Raw genomic sequence first — 16,377 nt, 5'->3', positions numbered from 1 at the left:
CTACTAGGCTGAATAGTTACAAATAAAATTAGTAAAATTTTGTAACGAATGAATGGTTTGAAAGTCTTATAGATGGAAGCGAGGTGATGGGGTGACAGAGTTTGAGAAGATTTATGCGGAATATTTTCCAGATGTTTATAAGTATGTTTTATCATTATGTCATCACGAGGCAATGGCAGAAGATATTACGCAAGAGACTTTTTTAAAGGCCATTAAAAATATTCATCGATTTAAGGGGGATTGTAAATTAAGAGTTTGGCTTTGCCATATTGCAAAGAATACGTATTTCACAAGTTATAAGAAGAGTAAACGAACTGAGCAATTGCCAGAAGAAATTGCGATGGAGAGCTTTGAATCTAAGCTGATTCATAAAGAAAAAGCATTTGAAATTCATCGAGCTGTTCATCGATTAGAAGACCCCTATAAAGAAGTGTTTAATTTACGGTTATTTGGAGAGCTATCATTTGCTCAAATTGGGGAATTATTTGGAAAGTCAGAAAGTTGGGCACGAGTCACGTTTCATCGAGCTAAACTCAAAGTAAAGGAGGACTTAAAATGAGGATTAGTTGTCAAATCATTGAAGATTTATTACCTCTTTATGTCGATGGGGTCTGTCAGGAGGACACGAAAGCTTTTATGAAGGAGCATTTGCAAACATGTGTTAAGTGTTCAGTAGCTTTAGATCAAATGAAACAGGATGAGTTTAAAGTGATTAAATCAGTTAATATTGAAGAAGCACAAGTGCAGACATTACAATCATTACGACAAAAATTTATGAAAAATAAAATTACATTAATTTTGTTATCAGTCTTTAGCGCAATAGGAATTTGTATTGGAGGTTACTTTTTAATCTTCAGGTTAGAAGTTCCAATTCAGTATAATGAAAGGTTGATTGGAGTTCAAGCGATAGAAGATCGTATGATGGAGTTTAAATTTTTAGAAGATGACTTTTATAGATGCCATCATTTACAACGAACAGTAGAGATTGATGGACAGATGAAAAATATTCTTATGATTTACTACACGAATACAATTTGGACAAAGCTATCCCCTAAGCAACAATTCATTTCTGATAGTGAAAATCTATTTACTGTAGAAGAGCATCAAAATCTCAGTGGATGGACCGAAGCTAATTGGGAGAAAGTTTATATTAATGGTAAGATTGATGCGGTTTATTATATGGTAGCTAATTATAATCATTTATTTGATAAACCATTAGACTCTGTATTGGAAAAAGCAACATTAGTTTGGGAGAGAGAATAAAAAAAGGCGACTGAAGTTTTTCAGTCGCTTTTTGATTAGTCGAAGTATGGAATACCGTTAGCATCGAAGGTAAAACCTTCTCCTAGTGTTTCGTAAACGTGGCTGACACTTACGAAAGCTTGAGAATCAATTTGATAAATGATTTCTTTTAAGGAACTTAATTCACGTTTATTAATAATAGTTAGGATAATCATTTTATCGCTTTTGTTATATGAACCCATACCGTGAATATATGTCGCTCCACGATTCATTTTGTTATGAATAGCATCTGCAATCTCTTGATATTTATCAGAAATAATTAAGACTTTTTGTCCAGCACGGAATCCTTCTTGGAATTTGTCAATCAGTTGAGCTGCAATATATAATCCAATGATCGTGTAAATGGCATTGGTAAATGATAAGAAGATGATCATTGAAATTCCAATAACGATGGCATCAAAAGCAAACATCGTACGTGCCATTGGAATACCGATTTTATCTTTGATAATTTTTGCGATGATATCAACACCACCTGTTGTTCCACCCGCATTGAAGATAATTCCCAATCCTGTTCCAACGCAAACTCCCATTCCGATAGCTGAAATCATCATATCATTTGGAAGTGGTGGAACAATATGTCCTAACGTTTCAAATAAACTTAAGAACACAGATAACATACATGTTCCAAAAATCGTTAACCAGAATCCTTTTTTACTGAATTGACGGTAACCGATGATTAACATCGGGATGTTTAATAATAAGTTACTAACTCCAGTACTTAGTCCGAACAGATGGAACAAAATAATTGTGATTCCTGTAAAACCACCTTCAGCCATCTGATTGGTAACTGCAAAGTTGATGATTCCAAAGGCCATAATAGCTGTTCCAAGTGTAATTAACAATAGTTGTTTTAATAATTTTGTTGACACGCTGAACCTCCTAGATTTTTTTTCCTTTTATATCTTATTATATCACGTTTAGTCGAAGTTAAAATAAAATAAACTATAAAGATAGGCAAATGGTGGAGGGATATAATGAAAAAAATCGTTGTCGGTGGATTAGAAGGCAAAATGGGGAGTTTTCTTGTTGAAGCGATCAAGGCTGAAGAAGATATAGAGTTAGTTGCAGGGGTAAGTGAAGTTGAACAGTTAGATGGAGAGATTCCCATTTATAATGATATTCAAAAAGTTCTTGATGAAGTTGAGTTTGATGTTTATGTAGATTTCACAGTTTATCAGTTTGCCAAAATGGCGTCTGAGGTCATGTTAAAAGCAGGAAAAGCTATTGTCATTGGAACGACAGGTTTTAATAAAGAGGATTTAGATTATTTAAAAACAATAGCTAAAGAAAATGGCGGGAAAGGCGTCATTGCTCCTAATTTTTCAATTGGTGCGATTTTGATTAATAAGTTTACTGAAATTTGTTCGCACTATTTTGATAACTTTGAAATTGTAGAATATCACCATGTGAATAAAAAAGATCAGCCATCTGGAACGGCTACTTATATTGCGAATACGCTAGATTGTGCGCTTAAACGTAAATTAACATCGACTCATGTTCATAGTGTTCGCATGCCAGGTGTTTTAGCGAAACATCAAGTCTTGGTGAGTGATGAATATCAGACGCTAGAACTTATTCATCAATCAAATAGCCGCCATTCCTTTGAAAAAGGAATTATTCTTGCCATTCGCAAGGTTAGTGAATTGGATGAACTAGTATATGGATTGCAACATTTACTTGATTAAAGCCTTCATATCGAAGGTTTTTTTATGATAAAAAAGTAGAGTATGAGTTGATTATCCACTTTAATGTTAAGTATAATAAGAAGAGTATAATTTTGAGATGGAGTGTTAATCATGGAGTTACTTGCAACTGGAAAAATGGTTTTACAAACATTGAATGAAGCGGGATATGAAGCTTATTTTGTTGGTGGCATGGTTCGTGATCAACTAATTAATCTTCCGCTTTATGACATTGATATTACAACATCAGCTAAACCAGAAGTCGTGATGTCGCTGTTTGAAAAAACAATTGCCACAGGATTAGCACACGGAACTGTAACGGTAATCATTAATAAAATTCCAATTGAAGTAACGACTTTTAGAGTAGAGACAGGCTATGCGGATTATCGCCATCCAAATGAAGTGATTTTTACAGCTTCTTTAGAAGATGATTTAAAACGTCGGGACTTTACGATTAATGCCATTGCAAGAGATATTAATGATTGTTTATATGATCCCATGCAAGGGCTAAATGACCTTAACAATCAGTTATTAAAATGTGTAGGTGTACCGACCGAACGTTTTACAGAGGATCCACTTAGAATGCTTCGAGGTATCCGATTTGTTTCCAAGCTTGGGTTTTCATTAGATCACGAAACGTTAGAGGGGATTAAGAAGGTTAGTCCCTTGATTGCACATATCTCAAAAGAGCGTATTAAAAAGGAATTAGAAGGATTGATTCAGGGGAGCTCAAGGCAAGAGGCAATGCATTATTTATATGATACGCAGTTGTTAGAGGCGTTACCTGATTTAGCACCACTTTGTGAGTATCGAAGCTATAATTTTGAATTGTTAACGCATCCGATTTTATTATTTGTACTTGCTAGTCTAAATTTAGAAGAGTTATCAAGGTATTTATCAGCTTGGCCTTTTTCTAAAGAAGAGAAAAAATGTATTCAAGTGCTACGTTCATGTGTTCATTCACCAGTTCCGATGCCTTACTTTACTTATCGTTATGGTGAAACTTGGGCACAACTGTATCATCAACTGATTTGCTTTTTAAATCAGGAGATGAGACCATACGAAGTGATTGAATTACCTCTTCAAACGCGTAAACAATTAGCAATTGATGTAGCAACAATTACAAAAATAATTAATCGCCCAAAAGGGCCGTGGATTCAACAGTTACTAGAGGAGATTGAGTATCAAATTGTAATGAAGCAATTAGTCAATAATCGAGCGGTGCTTATTGAATTTATAAAACAGTACCGATAAGGAGTCAAATATGAATAAAAAAAATAAATGGTTAAAGCGTAGTGTCTTATTAATCATCGTTATTCTTTGTTCAGGTTTAATTTTATTAGCCTCGTATGTTTTACAATATAATAAGACCTTGATGACGTATCAAAAATCGTTAGCTAATTTGCCAGAAGTTTCTGAAGTTTTAGAAATAGCGGAGTATAGTGGTCAAGAGCAGTATTATGTGGCAAAAGTCTTGTTAACATCAAATAAAGAGTATTACTATTTTATTAAAGATAATACCGTTGATTTTAGCTATCCTGTTGAAGAATTGATGACACCTGAGCAAGCCGCACAAAAAGCCCTGTCGCTGATAGCGCAAGGCATAGTAAAACACTATTACTTAGGAATCTACGATGAAAAACCAGTCTATGAAGTATTAGTTTCTTTAGGAGATGAAGAGCATTATATCATTATTGATGCTAAAACTGGTGATGTATTATTACAATTCGATATAAAGTAGGAGAGATTGTGATGTACGAATTATGGAAAGAAAATTTATTAGACTTTAATACGTTATTATTAACAACTTATGGTGAGCTAGGTCTAAATGAACAAGAGTATGTCTTTTTAGTATTATTAGCTCGTTTACTTCAAACAAAGCCAGGAGGATGGACTTTTGCAGAGATTTCAACACATATGACCATTGATGATGCAAATTGTTCATTATTATTTATTAGTCTTGTCGAACGCCAATACATTTCAGTAAGCAGTAAAACAGATTCATTTGGAAAACGATTTGAAGAATATTCAATCTCACCATTATTTGAAAAATTAGAGCGACACTTAAAGCAGAAAAAAACACAGTCTCAATCCTCTCAACGTGAAGAAATTTTTAAAATGATTGAGCAAGAGTTCGGGATTTTAAGTCCACTTGATATTGAGACGATTCATTTATGGATGACAGAGGATAACTTTGATGCGGATTTAATTAAATTGGCTATTCAAGAAATGAACTCGTATCAAATTAAATCGATTCGCTATATTGATAAAATTTTATTAGATTGGAAAAAGAAAAATATTAAGACAGTCGAGGAAGCTAAACGTCAATTAATTGCTTTCCGTCAACGAAAACAAACAGCAGCGACAACATCAACACAAGCCCCTGCTGTCGATCCAAACTTCTATTATGATTGGATGAATGAATAGATAGAGGAGAACATCATGGTATCAAAGAAAAAAGCTGCAGAAATGATCGATGTAATGGAAGAATTATTTCCAGATGCACATTGTGAGTTAAATTTTAAAAATGAATTTGAATTAGTATTAGCCGTTTTATTATCGGCACAAACAACAGATAAAAGTGTGAATAAATTAACAGCTACATTATTTGAGAAATATAAGACACCACAAGATTATCTGAATGTAACATTAGAAGAATTAGAACAAGATATTAAAACCATTGGTTTATATCGAAGTAAAGCAAAAAATATTCAGGCATTATGCCGTTTATTACTTGAAGAATATAATGGTGTTGTACCAAATACATTTGAAGAGTTAGTTAAGTTACCAGGAGTCGGCCGTAAGACGGCAAATGTTGTTTTATCAGTAGGCTTTGATGTCCCACGTATCGCTGTTGATACACATGTCGATCGTATTTCTAAACGCCTTGGATTGGCAAAGGCTGATGATACAGTGTTAGATGTTGAACATAAATTAATGCGACTTATTAAAGAAGAACGTTGGTCTAAATCACATCATTTAATGATTTTCTTTGGCCGTTATCACTGCACAGCTAAAAATCCAAAATGTGAGACATGCCCATTATTTACTTCATGCAAAGAAGGGAAACGTTTAATTAAAAAAGTAAAATAAAAGGATTCCTCATTTGAGGAATCCTTTTTTTATTGAGCTTAATGATTAGATGGTATTAATCTTCTGAACCTTCATTATCAGGCATATCTTCAGGAGTTGTCGGATTATTATTGACAGGTGGAGTTGTCGGATTATTATTGACAGGTGGAGTTGTCGAACCGCCTGCAGGACCTTTTGAAATCGTAATCGTTAATGTTGATCCTGGTGTAATTGAAGATCCGATTCCTGGATTTGAACCGATATATGCTCCACTTGGGATACTATCATGGAATTCTTCTTTAACTTTGACAGTTACTGAGTTTAGGGCAGCCCAAGCTTGATACTGACTAATGAAATCAGGTTCGTTTTTGAAGTTTGGTACAGTTAACTGTGCAGATGCAATAGTAACTGTTAATGTTTCACCAGGAAGTAATGTTCCACTAGCTGGTGATGTTGATAAGACAAGACCATTTGCTATCTCATTTGTCGGAGTCTCAGTATAGGATACTGTAATTCCATTTGCTTTTACCCAATCTTCTACTTGTTGCTTTGTCCAACCTTGCATATTTGGAATATCAACTGGTTTTGAGCAACTATCGCAATCGATCGTAATCGCATTTGAGTTTTCGCTTGTTAATGCTCCTGAATTTTCATAACGTGCCCGAATATAGAAGTCTTTATATTTAGACATATCCCCAATTGAAACATTATCGACTGTTAATGTATTACCTGTTGTTGAACCGAGTAGGATTTCATTTCCATAATGATTTGTGGCATAAACATCGTAAATCGTTTGTCCAATCGTTTGAATTTGTTTAATCATCATACGAAGTTGTGACTCAGTTGGATTTAATGTTGGCACTTGGCTAATCTTTGTTGCTTTAGTGGCTAGATCAGCTGCATAGCTAGCTTTTGATCGAGCCTCATCAAGTGTTAATGTGTAACCTTTAACATGATTCCAAGAGAACTGAAGAGCTGAGCCAGTGTAAGATCCTGTAAAGTTCTGTGGAGTATCTAATTGTTGGAAACGAGTAGATGTTCCGCTTGGTCCATATCCTTTAATAAATAATTCAGAGGATACATATTGGCTTGGTGTGAATTTCGATGGTGATAACACTTCGCCATCTTTATTTCCACTTTCTTGTTCAATGGTGTACGATTGGATACTACTTGGACGAGTTGGCTCTACATAACCTGCTGGATTTAAATACTTCATTAAAGTATTAAATACATACCAAGGTTTTGATTGTGTTGTTTGAGTAATATAACCATCTTTATTATGATTAAATCCAGTCCAAATAGCAGCCGTATAGTAGTTTGAATAACCGACAAACCAAGAATCACGAATAGCATTATCAGGGTAGCCATAAGTGGCACGATCTTTTGGATCTAGATTGGTTGTTCCTGTTTTTCCTGATAAGTACATACCACCAACATTGGCAGTTGTTCCTGTTCCATCTGTCATAACGGTATGTAACATATCTGTTAATAAGTAGGCTGTTTCTTCACTCATGGCACGATGTGATTCTTGATCAGCCTTAATCACTGTTCCATCGCTTGTTACAATCTTTTCAATCATAATGGGTTCGTTATAAATTCCACCATTTCCAAAGGTTGCATAAGCAGCTGCCATTTGTAATGGTGAGAATCCACTTGAAACACCACCAATTGCTGTTGATTCAAATAAAGATCCGTCTGCACTTAGTACTTCTGGTGAGAAAGTAAATCCGAGGTTTTCAGCAAATGTTTTCACATTATCAGCACCTGCTGCATTAAATGCTTTTACGGCTGGTACGTTTAATGATTTATTTAATGCATAACGAATAGTCATGCGACCTTGATAGATATGATTATAGTTATGAACAATTTGTCCACTTCCATCTTGGTAAGTATATAACTCATCATCAACAGTTGTACCTGTTCCCCATTTTAAGTATTCAATGGCAGGTCCATAGGCAAAGATTGGTTTTGCTGTTGAACCAGGTTGGCGTTGAAGTTGAGTGGCGAAATTTACCCCACGTTCGATACCTTCTTCATTCACCCCACCACCGATGGCACGAACTTGACCGGTTTGTGTATCCATAAACACAATACCCGATTGAATATCTGTTTTTGAATTCGCAAGCCCAGTAGCAGACCAGTCAACATAGTTGTTAGTATTTTGGATATCGTAGATGAGTTCTTGAGCTTCAGGATCCATGGTTGTATAAATTTGTAATCCTGAGTATGGATTTAAACCATATTTATTTTCAACTTCATTTAAGACAGCATCAATAAATGATTGATATTTTGTTTTATCAGTTGTTTCAGACTCAGTGTAGACTAGCATATCTGTAATAGGCTCAGCTGCTGCTAAGTCTGCTAAGTCTTGAGTAATGTAGCCATGCTTCACCATAAGTTTCAATACAGTATCACGACGTTTTTCAGTTGCATCTGCGTAATGATCGGGGCGATAGGTTGCAGGTGATTGAACGAGTCCTGCTAAAGTCGCTGCTTGTGCTAATGTTAAATCGTTAGCAGTTGTTCCAAAATAGTATTCTGCAGCTTTTTGAATCCCATTAACACTTCCTCCAAATGGAGAGTAGTTTAAATAGGCTTCAATGATTTGTTCTTTTGTTAAGACTTTTTCAATTTGAATAGATAAGTATAGCTCTTTAATTTTACGATCGATGCTTTTCTCACTTGTTAAGTGAGTTTGTTTAATTAACTGTTGAGTTAATGTACTTGCTCCTTGATCAAAGTCACCTGTTGAAAGATTAGATAGAGCTGCGATTAAGAAACGTTGCCAGTCGGCTCCTCCATGTTCATAGAACTTTGAATCTTCAGTTGCGACAATAGCATCAATTAAAACGGGAGAAATCTCATCATAAGAAACCCATTCACGTTTTTGAATTCCGAGTTCATCAAGCACATTTCCATCTTTATCATAAATAACTGTTGATTCGGTTGCATAAATTTTTGAGATATCTAGTTCTGGAGCTGTTTCAATTGTTTTGAAAATGATGAAGCTCCCAATCATCATTGCTGCAATTCCCCCCAGCAGCCCAACTAATACGAATGATTTAAAAATTGTTCCGATAGCTTGGAGTAGGGTGAGAGAGAATTTATTACCATTATTTTTCTTCATCTAAGTCACCGCCTTTACGATTATAAGAAAAGTTCTTCAACCACTTTTAAGTAATCGATTCTTGGAAAGGCACCTTCAGGAATTTTTGTTCCATATTGTGCAAATTCTTCACGCCTAATTGAGCGTCTATTACCTAATTTATATTCTTGCCAAAACTTTGCAAGGTTTTCACAAGGTAATAAATAAATTTCATTAAATTTTGAAAACTTCACGAGTAGAAACGTAATTCCACCATGTTTTTTAACTTCAATCATATGATTGACTTGATGTTCATGTAAGTTTTGTAAAGGAAAGATAGTAGCATTTGAAGTCTCTTTTGCTTCGAAATCAATATATCGCCCTTTAAAAATCCCATTAAAGTCAGTCGTTGATGGGGTGCGGAAGTAAGCCTCTGTGATGACAGCAGCCGCACGTTTAGGGTAATGAACTTTAACAATTTGAACAGGTGTTGGTTTTTTGTGGATGACAGCTTTGTTTGCTGCTAAATAGTGTTCATTTGATTTTGCTAAATCATCTTCAAAAGACATCCCACGTTTTCCAAATGAAATGGTTTTTTCACTCGTAAGTGTTGCTTTCTTTTTATGAGGATAATTTACCACAGAATTATACACCTCCTAAGTGTATATCTTATCAAATAAAAGGAAAAAAAGCTAACCTTTCATGATATTTCATCAGGAATTCACACAATTTTCAACGCTTATGGATATTATTAACAATTGACTTTTTTGAAGAAGTTTGACATAATAGTATTCCGATAGCATTCGGGTAATTGCGCTGTCATTTATGACGGTGAGGAAAGTCCATGCTCGCACAACCTGCGATGGTTGTAGTGTTCGTGCCTAACGAAACAATAAGTTAGGGCAGTCAAGTTTCTTGGCTGACGGCTGGGAAAATACCTAAGTCGTAAGATATGGTATGAGTACCTTTAAAAGTGCCACAGTGACGATGTCGATCGGAAACGAGAGACGTGGAACGGGTAAACCCCACGAGCGAGAAACCCAAATTTGGTAGGGGCACTCCTAAAGCGGAATTGAACGCATATGGGAGGTAGAGAGTCATCTCTACAGACAGATAATTACCACCTAAGTACGAGGAGGCATCCGTTTGAGTACGACGGTACAGAACATGGCTTACAGATTGCTATTTATGCACTAAATTAAACGATAAGGCACAACATTTAAGTTGTGCTTTTTTTAATGATTCTTTTAGACGAAAATGTATGAATTAATTAAATTGACTAAACATATGAATGATTAGAGATGAACAATTTGAAAAAATCTGAATAAACGATATGAAAAATAGTCATACCTTGAAAAAAATCCCTTTATTTACTTTTTTATTAAATATAGGTATGCTATTATTAATTTAGTTTGCTTTTATGGATGTTTATGGGAGGTGCCGAAATGGATTTTTCAAATAAAGAAAACAATCAACAATTAGCTGATTATTTGCGCGAACAACGTCAAAATCGCCATCTTAATTTAGAAGATGTAGCTGATAAGATTGGGGTTCCAATTCAGCATTTAAAAAATATTGAAAATGGAAATTTTGATCGCTTTGATACTTTTTATTTGAAAATGTATATTAAAAAATATGCAACATACTTATCATTGAATGTTGAGGAGTTATATCAACAGTTTTATGGGAGTCAAATTCAGAAAGAAGTTGAAGTGAAAATTCATAAACAAAAAGTGCAAAAACGTAATCGTAATTTAGGGCGCGTTGCAGGATTAGTATGTGCTGTTTTAGTCATTGCTCTTGGAGTCTTTTACGTAGTAGATGTGGTGAAAAATGCTACGCCTAAAGCGGACAATAATATTGTTATTAATAATCCAAATTCATCAGAGATGGTTGAAAAGGATGAAGAAACACCTGAAACACTAGAGGAAACACCCACACAAGTACCGGAAGAAAAACCACAACAGCCAGTTACAACAGTATCAATGGTTTCTCAACAAAGTAAGGAAGTTATTTTTGATATTGTTACAGATCAAACGGAAGCTGATTTGAAATTAGATTTTACTGCTCCTTGTTGGTTAAGTTTAAACTTAGGTGATCAAAGTTTAATTCCTGGAGAAACATATCAAGCGGGTGGGGTATTTGAACAAAAAATTGCAGGTGATCAATTTGGGACATTAGAGTTTAATGTTGGAGATGCAACAGCAGTTAAAATTTCAGTAAATAATCAAGTGATTGATTTTGAGCCTTCAACCCCCCATCAATACATAAAAATTAATATTAAAACTGAGTAGGTGAGAGAGTATGAACTTAGCAAATAAGCTAACGTTATTACGTGTTATTTTAATTCCATTTTTTATTGTTTGTTTTTATATTCCAAATTTAGTGGTAAATACGATTTCAGTAAATAATTATTTAATTCCATATGCTAATCTTTTAGGTTTAGTGATTTTCTTACTAGCGGCTATCACCGATTTTATTGATGGTTATATTGCTCGTAAATATAACATGATTACTGATTTTGGAAAGTTCATGGACCCATTAGCAGATAAACTATTAGTAACAGCTGCGTTATTAATCTTACTTGAAAATGGATTGATTGCGGGATGGGTTGTGTTTATTATTTTAGCACGTGAATTTATTGTTACCGGATTTAGAACGATTGCTGCTTCGAAAGGTGTTGTAATTGCTGCTGGATGGCTTGGCAAAATTAAAACGGTTGTTCAATTTATTATGATTTCAACGTTATTATTATTAAATTATCCATTTGAGTTATTTAATTGGCCAGTCGATCAAATCTTTGTTGCATTAGCTGTTGTTTTAACAGTAGCATCAGGAGTCGAATACATTTATAAGAACCTTCATATTTTTGATGAAGCTAAATAAAAACAAAAAAGCGAAAATTTGTTCGCTTTTTTGTTGCTTTTAAATAAAAAATAGTTTATTATTGAAATAAATTCGAGGAAATTTGCATCAAATTGGGTATGTTAAATGTAGATAAAAATATAAAATTGGAGGATTAACAATATGAGTAATAATCGTGAAGCAGCTTTAATGCAAGCTTTAAAAAGCATTGAAAAGCAATACGGTAAAGGCTCAGTTATGAAACTGGGTGAAAAAACAGATACGCGTATTGAAGTTGTATCGTCAGGATCATTAGCTTTAGATTCTGCTTTAGGTGTCGGTGGATATCCACGTGGACGTGTTGTAGAAATTTATGGACCAGAAAGTTCAGGTAAAACAACGTTTGCTTTACATGCGATTGCAGAAGTTCAAAAAGCTGGTGGAACAGCAGCGTTCATCGATGCAGAACATGCATTAGACCCGGCATATGCAGCTAAATTAGGTGTAGACACAGATGAATTATTAGTTTCACAACCTGATACAGGTGAACAAGCATTAGAAATTGCTGAAGCATTAGTTCGAAGTGGTGCAATCGATATTTTAGTTGTCGATTCAGTTGCAGCCCTTGTGCCACGTGCGGAAATTGAAGGTGAAATGGGAGACTCACACGTTGGGTTACAAGCTCGTTTAATGTCACAAGCCTTACGTAAGTTATCAGGGGCCATCAATACAACCAAAACGATTGCTATTTTTATTAACCAAATTCGTGAAAAAGTTGGAGTTATGTTTGGGAATCCTGAAGTAACACCTGGTGGACGTGCCTTAAAATTCTATTCAACAATTCGTTTAGAAGTACGCCGTGGAGAAACTATTAAATTAGGAACTGACATTGTTGGAAACGTCGCAAAAATAAAAGTGGTAAAAAATAAAGTGGCTCCACCTTTTAAAGCGGTTGAAGTAGACGTTATGTATGGTGAAGGAGTCTCTAAACAAGGTGAGATTTTAGACCTTGCAGTGGATTACAATATCATTGAGAAAAGTGGATCTTGGTATTCGTACAATGGTGAGAAAATGGGACAAGGACGTGAAAATGCGAAATTGTTCTTAAAAGAAAATCCATTTATTATGGAAGAGATTGCTGATTTAATCCGTGCGGAATTAAGTATTCCAACATCTAATGCTGAAGACATGATGTCAGAAGAATAAAAAGGTGTCTTTGAAGTTGAAACTACTTAAAAACTAAGTCTTAACAAAATTAAAAGATTAAAAGGAATTTAGTGATTGAAAAAACCTGAGAAAATAGACCAGTTGGGCGCTTTTTTCTCAGGTTTTTGTTTATTTTTGGATGATTTTTAGGACATTAATTTAATGATAGAGTCTTTTTTAGTTACCTCCAAAAATTGGGACACTTTTTTTAGATTGTAGTGGAATTCTTGACATGTTATTACAATAATATTAAAATAAACAATGTAGTATTATATCATAATACTAATTATCTTAAAACTATAGAGCCGTTAAATAGATCTATGGCGGATAATCGTATATCAAATAATTGGAGGTGTGCATATGATTGAATTTATCATCTCCATTTTGCTAGTAGGGATAGGGTTAGTTATTGGGTATTTTATGAGAAAGAAAGTGTATGAAGCTGAGTTAGAGAGAGCTCAACAAACAGCTACACATATAATCTCAAAAGCTGAAAAAGAAGCGGAATCAAAAAAGAAAGAAGCACTTTTAGAAACGAAAGAAGAAGTTCAACGACTTAAAGTTGATGCAGAACGTGACATTAAGGAGAAGAAAACGGAACTCGTACGTTTAGAAGAGCGTTTAGTACAACGAGAAGAGACGATTGATCGTCGTATTTTAAATTTAGAAAAGCGCGAAATTGCTCTTGAGAAAAAAGATGAAGCTATCGCTGAAAAACAACTCGAACTAAAAGAACTAAAAAGCAAAGTGGAAGAAACTTTAGAAGGACAACGACAAAAATTAGTCGAAATTTCAGGCTTAACAACAGAAGAAGCTCGTGACATTATCTTTAGACAAGTTGAAGATGAGATGTCTCACGAAGTTGCTAAGTACATTAAAGAAGAAGAAGAGAAAGCTCGTTTAGAAGCTGATAAAAAGGCGAAAGAATTAATCGTCTTAGCGATTCAAAAATATGCTTCAGAACAAACAAGTGATTACAGTGTCAATGTAGTGAACTTACCAAGTGATGAGATGAAGGGACGTATTATTGGTCGTGAAGGACGTAATATTCGTACGATTGAATCATTAACGGGGGTTGATTTAATCATCGATGATACGCCTGAAGCAGTCGTTTTATCATGTTTTGATCCAATCAGACGTGAAGTGGCGCGCATTACATTAGAAACATTAGTTCAAGATGGTCGAATTCATCCAGCGCGTATTGAAGAAATTGTAGAAAAGACACGTCGTGAAGTTGATTTACGTGTTCGTGAATACGGAGAAAATGCGGTATTTGAAGTTGGAATTGGAAAAGTTCATCCGGATTTAATGAAAATTTTAGGACGCTTAAATTATCGTACAAGTTATGGGCAAAATGTTTTAAAACACTCAATGGAAGTAGCTTTCTTATCAGGAATTATTGCTGCAGAACTTGGAGAAGATGTAAAGTTAGCAAAACGTGCCGGATTGCTTCATGATATCGGGAAAGCGGTTGATCATGAGGTTGAAGGTAGCCACGTTGAAATTGGTATTGAGTTGGCAACTCGTTATCGCGAACACCCAGTTGTTATCGATGGAATTGCATCTCACCATGGAGATCGTGAACCTCAAAGTTTAATTGCAGTCATTGTTGCAGCGGCAGATACATTATCGGCTGCAAGACCAGGTGCACGAAGTGAATCATTAGAGAACTACGTGAAACGTCTAGAGCAACTCGAAAATATTGCTTGTCGATTCGAAGGGGTTGAAAAAGCCTTTGCGATTCAGGCAGGACGTGAAGTACGTGTTGCGGTTATTCCTGAACAACTTGATGATGTTCAAGCACATCGTGTTGCGCGTGAAATTCGTCAAACGATTGAAAATGAGCTAGAGTATCCAGGAAATATTAAAATCACAGTTATTCGTGAAACTCGAGCTGTGGAAACTGCAAGATAACACGCTAAATTTATGTGATTGACTAAAGAGCTATTAATGTGTTAGCATTAATAGCTCTTTAATATGTATACTAATTCTATAAAAGTAAATACAGATTTTAAGTAACCACTAGAAAGGCTGATAGAATGAAAATTTTATTTATTGGAGACATTTATGGATCGCTAGGACGCCAAATGATTCAAGAACAATTACCGAAAATTAAGGAGACTTATAAACCTCACTTCATTATTGCAAATGGTGAAAATATTTCTCATGGAAAAGGAATTAATGAAAAGTATTATAAGTTTTTATTAGAGCAAGGTGTTAATGTGGTCACACTTGGAAACCATACGTGGGATAATCGTTCTATCTTTGATTTTATTGATGATGCAGATAAGTTAGTTCGACCAGCAAACTTCCCGGAATCAAATCCAGGAAAGGGTTTAACCTTTGTTAAGTTTAATTCACATGAAGTGGCTGTTATTTCAATCCAAGGACGTACATTTATGCCAATGATTAACTGTCCATTTGAAAAAGTTGAGCAGTTAGTTGAAGAGGCAAAGAAACGTACTAATATTATTTTTGTCGACTTCCACGCGGAAGCAACAAGTGAGAAAGTAGCTATGGGGTACTTCTTAGATGGACGTGTAAGTGCTGTTGTAGGAACACATACACACGTACCAACAGCTGATGATCGTGTTTTATCAAAAGGAACTGCTTATATTACTGATGTTGGAATGACAGGACCTTTAGATGGGGTAATCGGTGTTGAACGTGAAAATGTAATTAATAAGTTTCTAACTGGATTACCGATTCGTTTTAATGCTGTTGAACAAGGGGCAGCACAGTTAAATGCTGTCTTAGTTGATATTAATGAGAAGACGGGGAAAGCTTCATCTATTCAACGTATTAATTTGAAGAAAGAATCAACTTTATAAAAATTAGTCATGTATTAGGGTGAGAGAGCATAGACTTACTGTGTAAAACAAAACAGAGGGGGACTAGTATGGAAGTATTAAAAGTATCATCAAAATCTAATCCTAATTCAGTTGCGGGTGCTTTAGCAAATGCATTTCGTGAAAGAGGGCTTGTTGAAATTCAGGCAATTGGAGCAGGAGCATTAAATCAAGCAGTGAAAGCCATTGCTATTGCTAGAGGATATGTAGCACCGACTGGTAAAGATTTAATTTGTATTCCAGCGTTTACTGATATCTTAATTGATGGAGAAGAACGTACGGCAATTAAACTGATTGTTGAATCAAGACAATAGTTTTGAATCGAGTAGGAGATAAT

General features: G+C 34.9%; 16 protein-coding genes and 1 other RNA gene. 14 read left to right on the top strand and 3 right to left on the bottom strand.

From position 1 onward, the window contains the following. Window positions 1-91: 91 nt before the first annotated feature. Complete coding sequence (locus tag NEH74_RS11700; RefSeq protein WP_055305946.1) at window positions 92-559, top strand: RNA polymerase sigma factor; 468 nt, start codon at window positions 92-94, stop codon at window positions 557-559. Further along, window positions 556-1,263, top strand: coding sequence for a zf-HC2 domain-containing protein (locus tag NEH74_RS11695; protein ID WP_055305945.1), 708 nt, complete (start codon window positions 556-558; stop codon window positions 1,261-1,263). Before NEH74_RS11700 ends, NEH74_RS11695 begins: the two co-directional genes overlap by 4 nt. A 35-nt stretch (window positions 1,264-1,298) precedes the next feature. On the opposite strand, the gene NEH74_RS11690 is transcribed toward NEH74_RS11695, so the two are convergent. Further along, window positions 1,299-2,171 (bottom strand): YitT family protein, encoded by an 873-nt coding sequence (locus NEH74_RS11690; RefSeq protein ID WP_055305944.1) that lies wholly within the window; start codon window positions 2,169-2,171, stop codon window positions 1,299-1,301. A gap of 105 nt (window positions 2,172-2,276) precedes the next feature. On the opposite strand from NEH74_RS11690, the gene dapB reads away from it, so the two are divergent. From dapB to nth, 5 genes are all read left to right on the top strand, one after another. Beyond that, a complete protein-coding gene (gene dapB / locus NEH74_RS11685; RefSeq protein ID WP_055277433.1) occupies window positions 2,277-2,987 on the top strand; it encodes a 4-hydroxy-tetrahydrodipicolinate reductase in 711 nt (236 codons plus the stop codon). A 111-nt stretch (window positions 2,988-3,098) separates the two neighbouring features. Continuing rightward, window positions 3,099-4,238 carry a CCA tRNA nucleotidyltransferase gene (locus NEH74_RS11680; RefSeq protein WP_055305943.1) on the top strand — a complete coding sequence of 380 codons (1,140 nt, stop codon included), beginning with the start codon at window positions 3,099-3,101 and terminating at the stop codon, window positions 4,236-4,238. A gap of 10 nt (window positions 4,239-4,248) precedes the next feature. Beyond that, window positions 4,249-4,725 (top strand): PepSY domain-containing protein, encoded by a 477-nt coding sequence (locus NEH74_RS11675; RefSeq protein WP_055305942.1) that lies wholly within the window; start codon window positions 4,249-4,251, stop codon window positions 4,723-4,725. An 11-nt stretch (window positions 4,726-4,736) separates the two neighbouring features. Continuing rightward, window positions 4,737-5,411, top strand: a complete 675-nt coding sequence (locus tag NEH74_RS11670) for a DnaD domain-containing protein (protein WP_237252528.1) — start codon at window positions 4,737-4,739, stop codon at window positions 5,409-5,411. Between the two features lie 15 nt (window positions 5,412-5,426). After that, complete coding sequence (gene nth, locus NEH74_RS11665) at window positions 5,427-6,077, top strand: endonuclease III (protein ID WP_055305941.1); 651 nt, start codon at window positions 5,427-5,429, stop codon at window positions 6,075-6,077. 55 nt (window positions 6,078-6,132) lie between these two features. On the opposite strand, the gene NEH74_RS11660 is transcribed toward nth, so the two are convergent. Together NEH74_RS11660 and recU are read right to left on the bottom strand one after the other, a co-directional pair. Continuing rightward, window positions 6,133-9,183, bottom strand: a complete 3,051-nt coding sequence (locus NEH74_RS11660) for a transglycosylase domain-containing protein (RefSeq protein ID WP_055305940.1) — start codon at window positions 9,181-9,183, stop codon at window positions 6,133-6,135. 20 nt (window positions 9,184-9,203) lie between these two features. Next, window positions 9,204-9,782 (bottom strand): Holliday junction resolvase RecU, encoded by a 579-nt coding sequence (recU, locus tag NEH74_RS11655; protein ID WP_055305939.1) that lies wholly within the window; start codon window positions 9,780-9,782, stop codon window positions 9,204-9,206. Window positions 9,783-9,940: 158 nt separating this feature from the next. Between recU and rnpB the strand changes: the two genes are divergently transcribed. From rnpB to NEH74_RS11620, 7 genes are all read left to right on the top strand, one after another. After that, window positions 9,941-10,321: RNase P RNA component class B (gene rnpB / locus NEH74_RS11650), an RNA gene on the top strand. A 265-nt stretch (window positions 10,322-10,586) separates the two neighbouring features. Then, a complete protein-coding gene (locus tag NEH74_RS11645) occupies window positions 10,587-11,435 on the top strand; it encodes a helix-turn-helix domain-containing protein (RefSeq protein WP_055305938.1) in 849 nt (282 codons plus the stop codon). A 10-nt stretch (window positions 11,436-11,445) separates the two neighbouring features. Further along, a complete protein-coding gene (pgsA, locus tag NEH74_RS11640; protein WP_055243096.1) occupies window positions 11,446-12,027 on the top strand; it encodes a CDP-diacylglycerol--glycerol-3-phosphate 3-phosphatidyltransferase in 582 nt (193 codons plus the stop codon). A gap of 141 nt (window positions 12,028-12,168) precedes the next feature. Then, on the top strand, window positions 12,169-13,191 hold the full coding sequence (gene recA, locus NEH74_RS11635) for a recombinase RecA (RefSeq protein WP_055305937.1): 1,023 nt from the start codon (window positions 12,169-12,171) through the stop codon (window positions 13,189-13,191). A 354-nt stretch (window positions 13,192-13,545) separates the two neighbouring features. Further along, window positions 13,546-15,105 carry a ribonuclease Y gene (gene rny / locus NEH74_RS11630; RefSeq protein WP_411039968.1) on the top strand — a complete coding sequence of 520 codons (1,560 nt, stop codon included), beginning with the start codon at window positions 13,546-13,548 and terminating at the stop codon, window positions 15,103-15,105. A 125-nt stretch (window positions 15,106-15,230) separates the two neighbouring features. Continuing rightward, entirely contained in the window at window positions 15,231-16,022 is a 792-nt protein-coding gene (locus NEH74_RS11625) for a TIGR00282 family metallophosphoesterase (RefSeq protein WP_055243090.1), read from the top strand. A 68-nt stretch (window positions 16,023-16,090) separates the two neighbouring features. After that, window positions 16,091-16,354 (top strand): stage V sporulation protein S, encoded by a 264-nt coding sequence (locus NEH74_RS11620; protein WP_006785428.1) that lies wholly within the window; start codon window positions 16,091-16,093, stop codon window positions 16,352-16,354. Window positions 16,355-16,377: the final 23 nt, after the last annotated feature.

Source organism: Turicibacter sp. GALT-G1 (assembly GCF_025594995.1).
Lineage (GTDB): Bacteria > Bacillota_I > Bacilli_A > MOL361 > Turicibacteraceae > Turicibacter > Turicibacter bilis.
Note: the sequence above shows the minus strand (reverse complement) of the source record. Positions and strands in the feature narration are given on the sequence as shown.

Excerpts from the sequence above, each read along its gene's own strand:
- recA (WP_055305937.1), top strand. The coding sequence starts at position 12,169 with ATGAGTAATAATCGTGAAGCAGCTTTAATGCAAGCTTTAAAAAGCATT.
- NEH74_RS11680 (WP_055305943.1), top strand. The coding sequence starts at position 3,099 with ATGGAGTTACTTGCAACTGGAAAAATGGTTTTACAAACATTGAATGAA.
- NEH74_RS11675 (WP_055305942.1), top strand. The coding sequence starts at position 4,249 with ATGAATAAAAAAAATAAATGGTTAAAGCGTAGTGTCTTATTAATCATC.
- pgsA (WP_055243096.1), top strand. The coding sequence starts at position 11,446 with ATGAACTTAGCAAATAAGCTAACGTTATTACGTGTTATTTTAATTCCA.
- NEH74_RS11660 (WP_055305940.1), bottom strand. The coding sequence starts at position 9,183 with ATGAAGAAAAATAATGGTAATAAATTCTCTCTCACCCTACTCCAAGCT.
- NEH74_RS11620 (WP_006785428.1), top strand. The coding sequence starts at position 16,091 with ATGGAAGTATTAAAAGTATCATCAAAATCTAATCCTAATTCAGTTGCG.
- NEH74_RS11670 (WP_237252528.1), top strand. The coding sequence starts at position 4,737 with ATGTACGAATTATGGAAAGAAAATTTATTAGACTTTAATACGTTATTA.
- NEH74_RS11645 (WP_055305938.1), top strand. The coding sequence starts at position 10,587 with ATGGATTTTTCAAATAAAGAAAACAATCAACAATTAGCTGATTATTTG.
- dapB (WP_055277433.1), top strand. The coding sequence starts at position 2,277 with ATGAAAAAAATCGTTGTCGGTGGATTAGAAGGCAAAATGGGGAGTTTT.
- nth (WP_055305941.1), top strand. The coding sequence starts at position 5,427 with ATGGTATCAAAGAAAAAAGCTGCAGAAATGATCGATGTAATGGAAGAA.
- NEH74_RS11625 (WP_055243090.1), top strand. The coding sequence starts at position 15,231 with ATGAAAATTTTATTTATTGGAGACATTTATGGATCGCTAGGACGCCAA.
- NEH74_RS11695 (WP_055305945.1), top strand. The coding sequence starts at position 556 with ATGAGGATTAGTTGTCAAATCATTGAAGATTTATTACCTCTTTATGTC.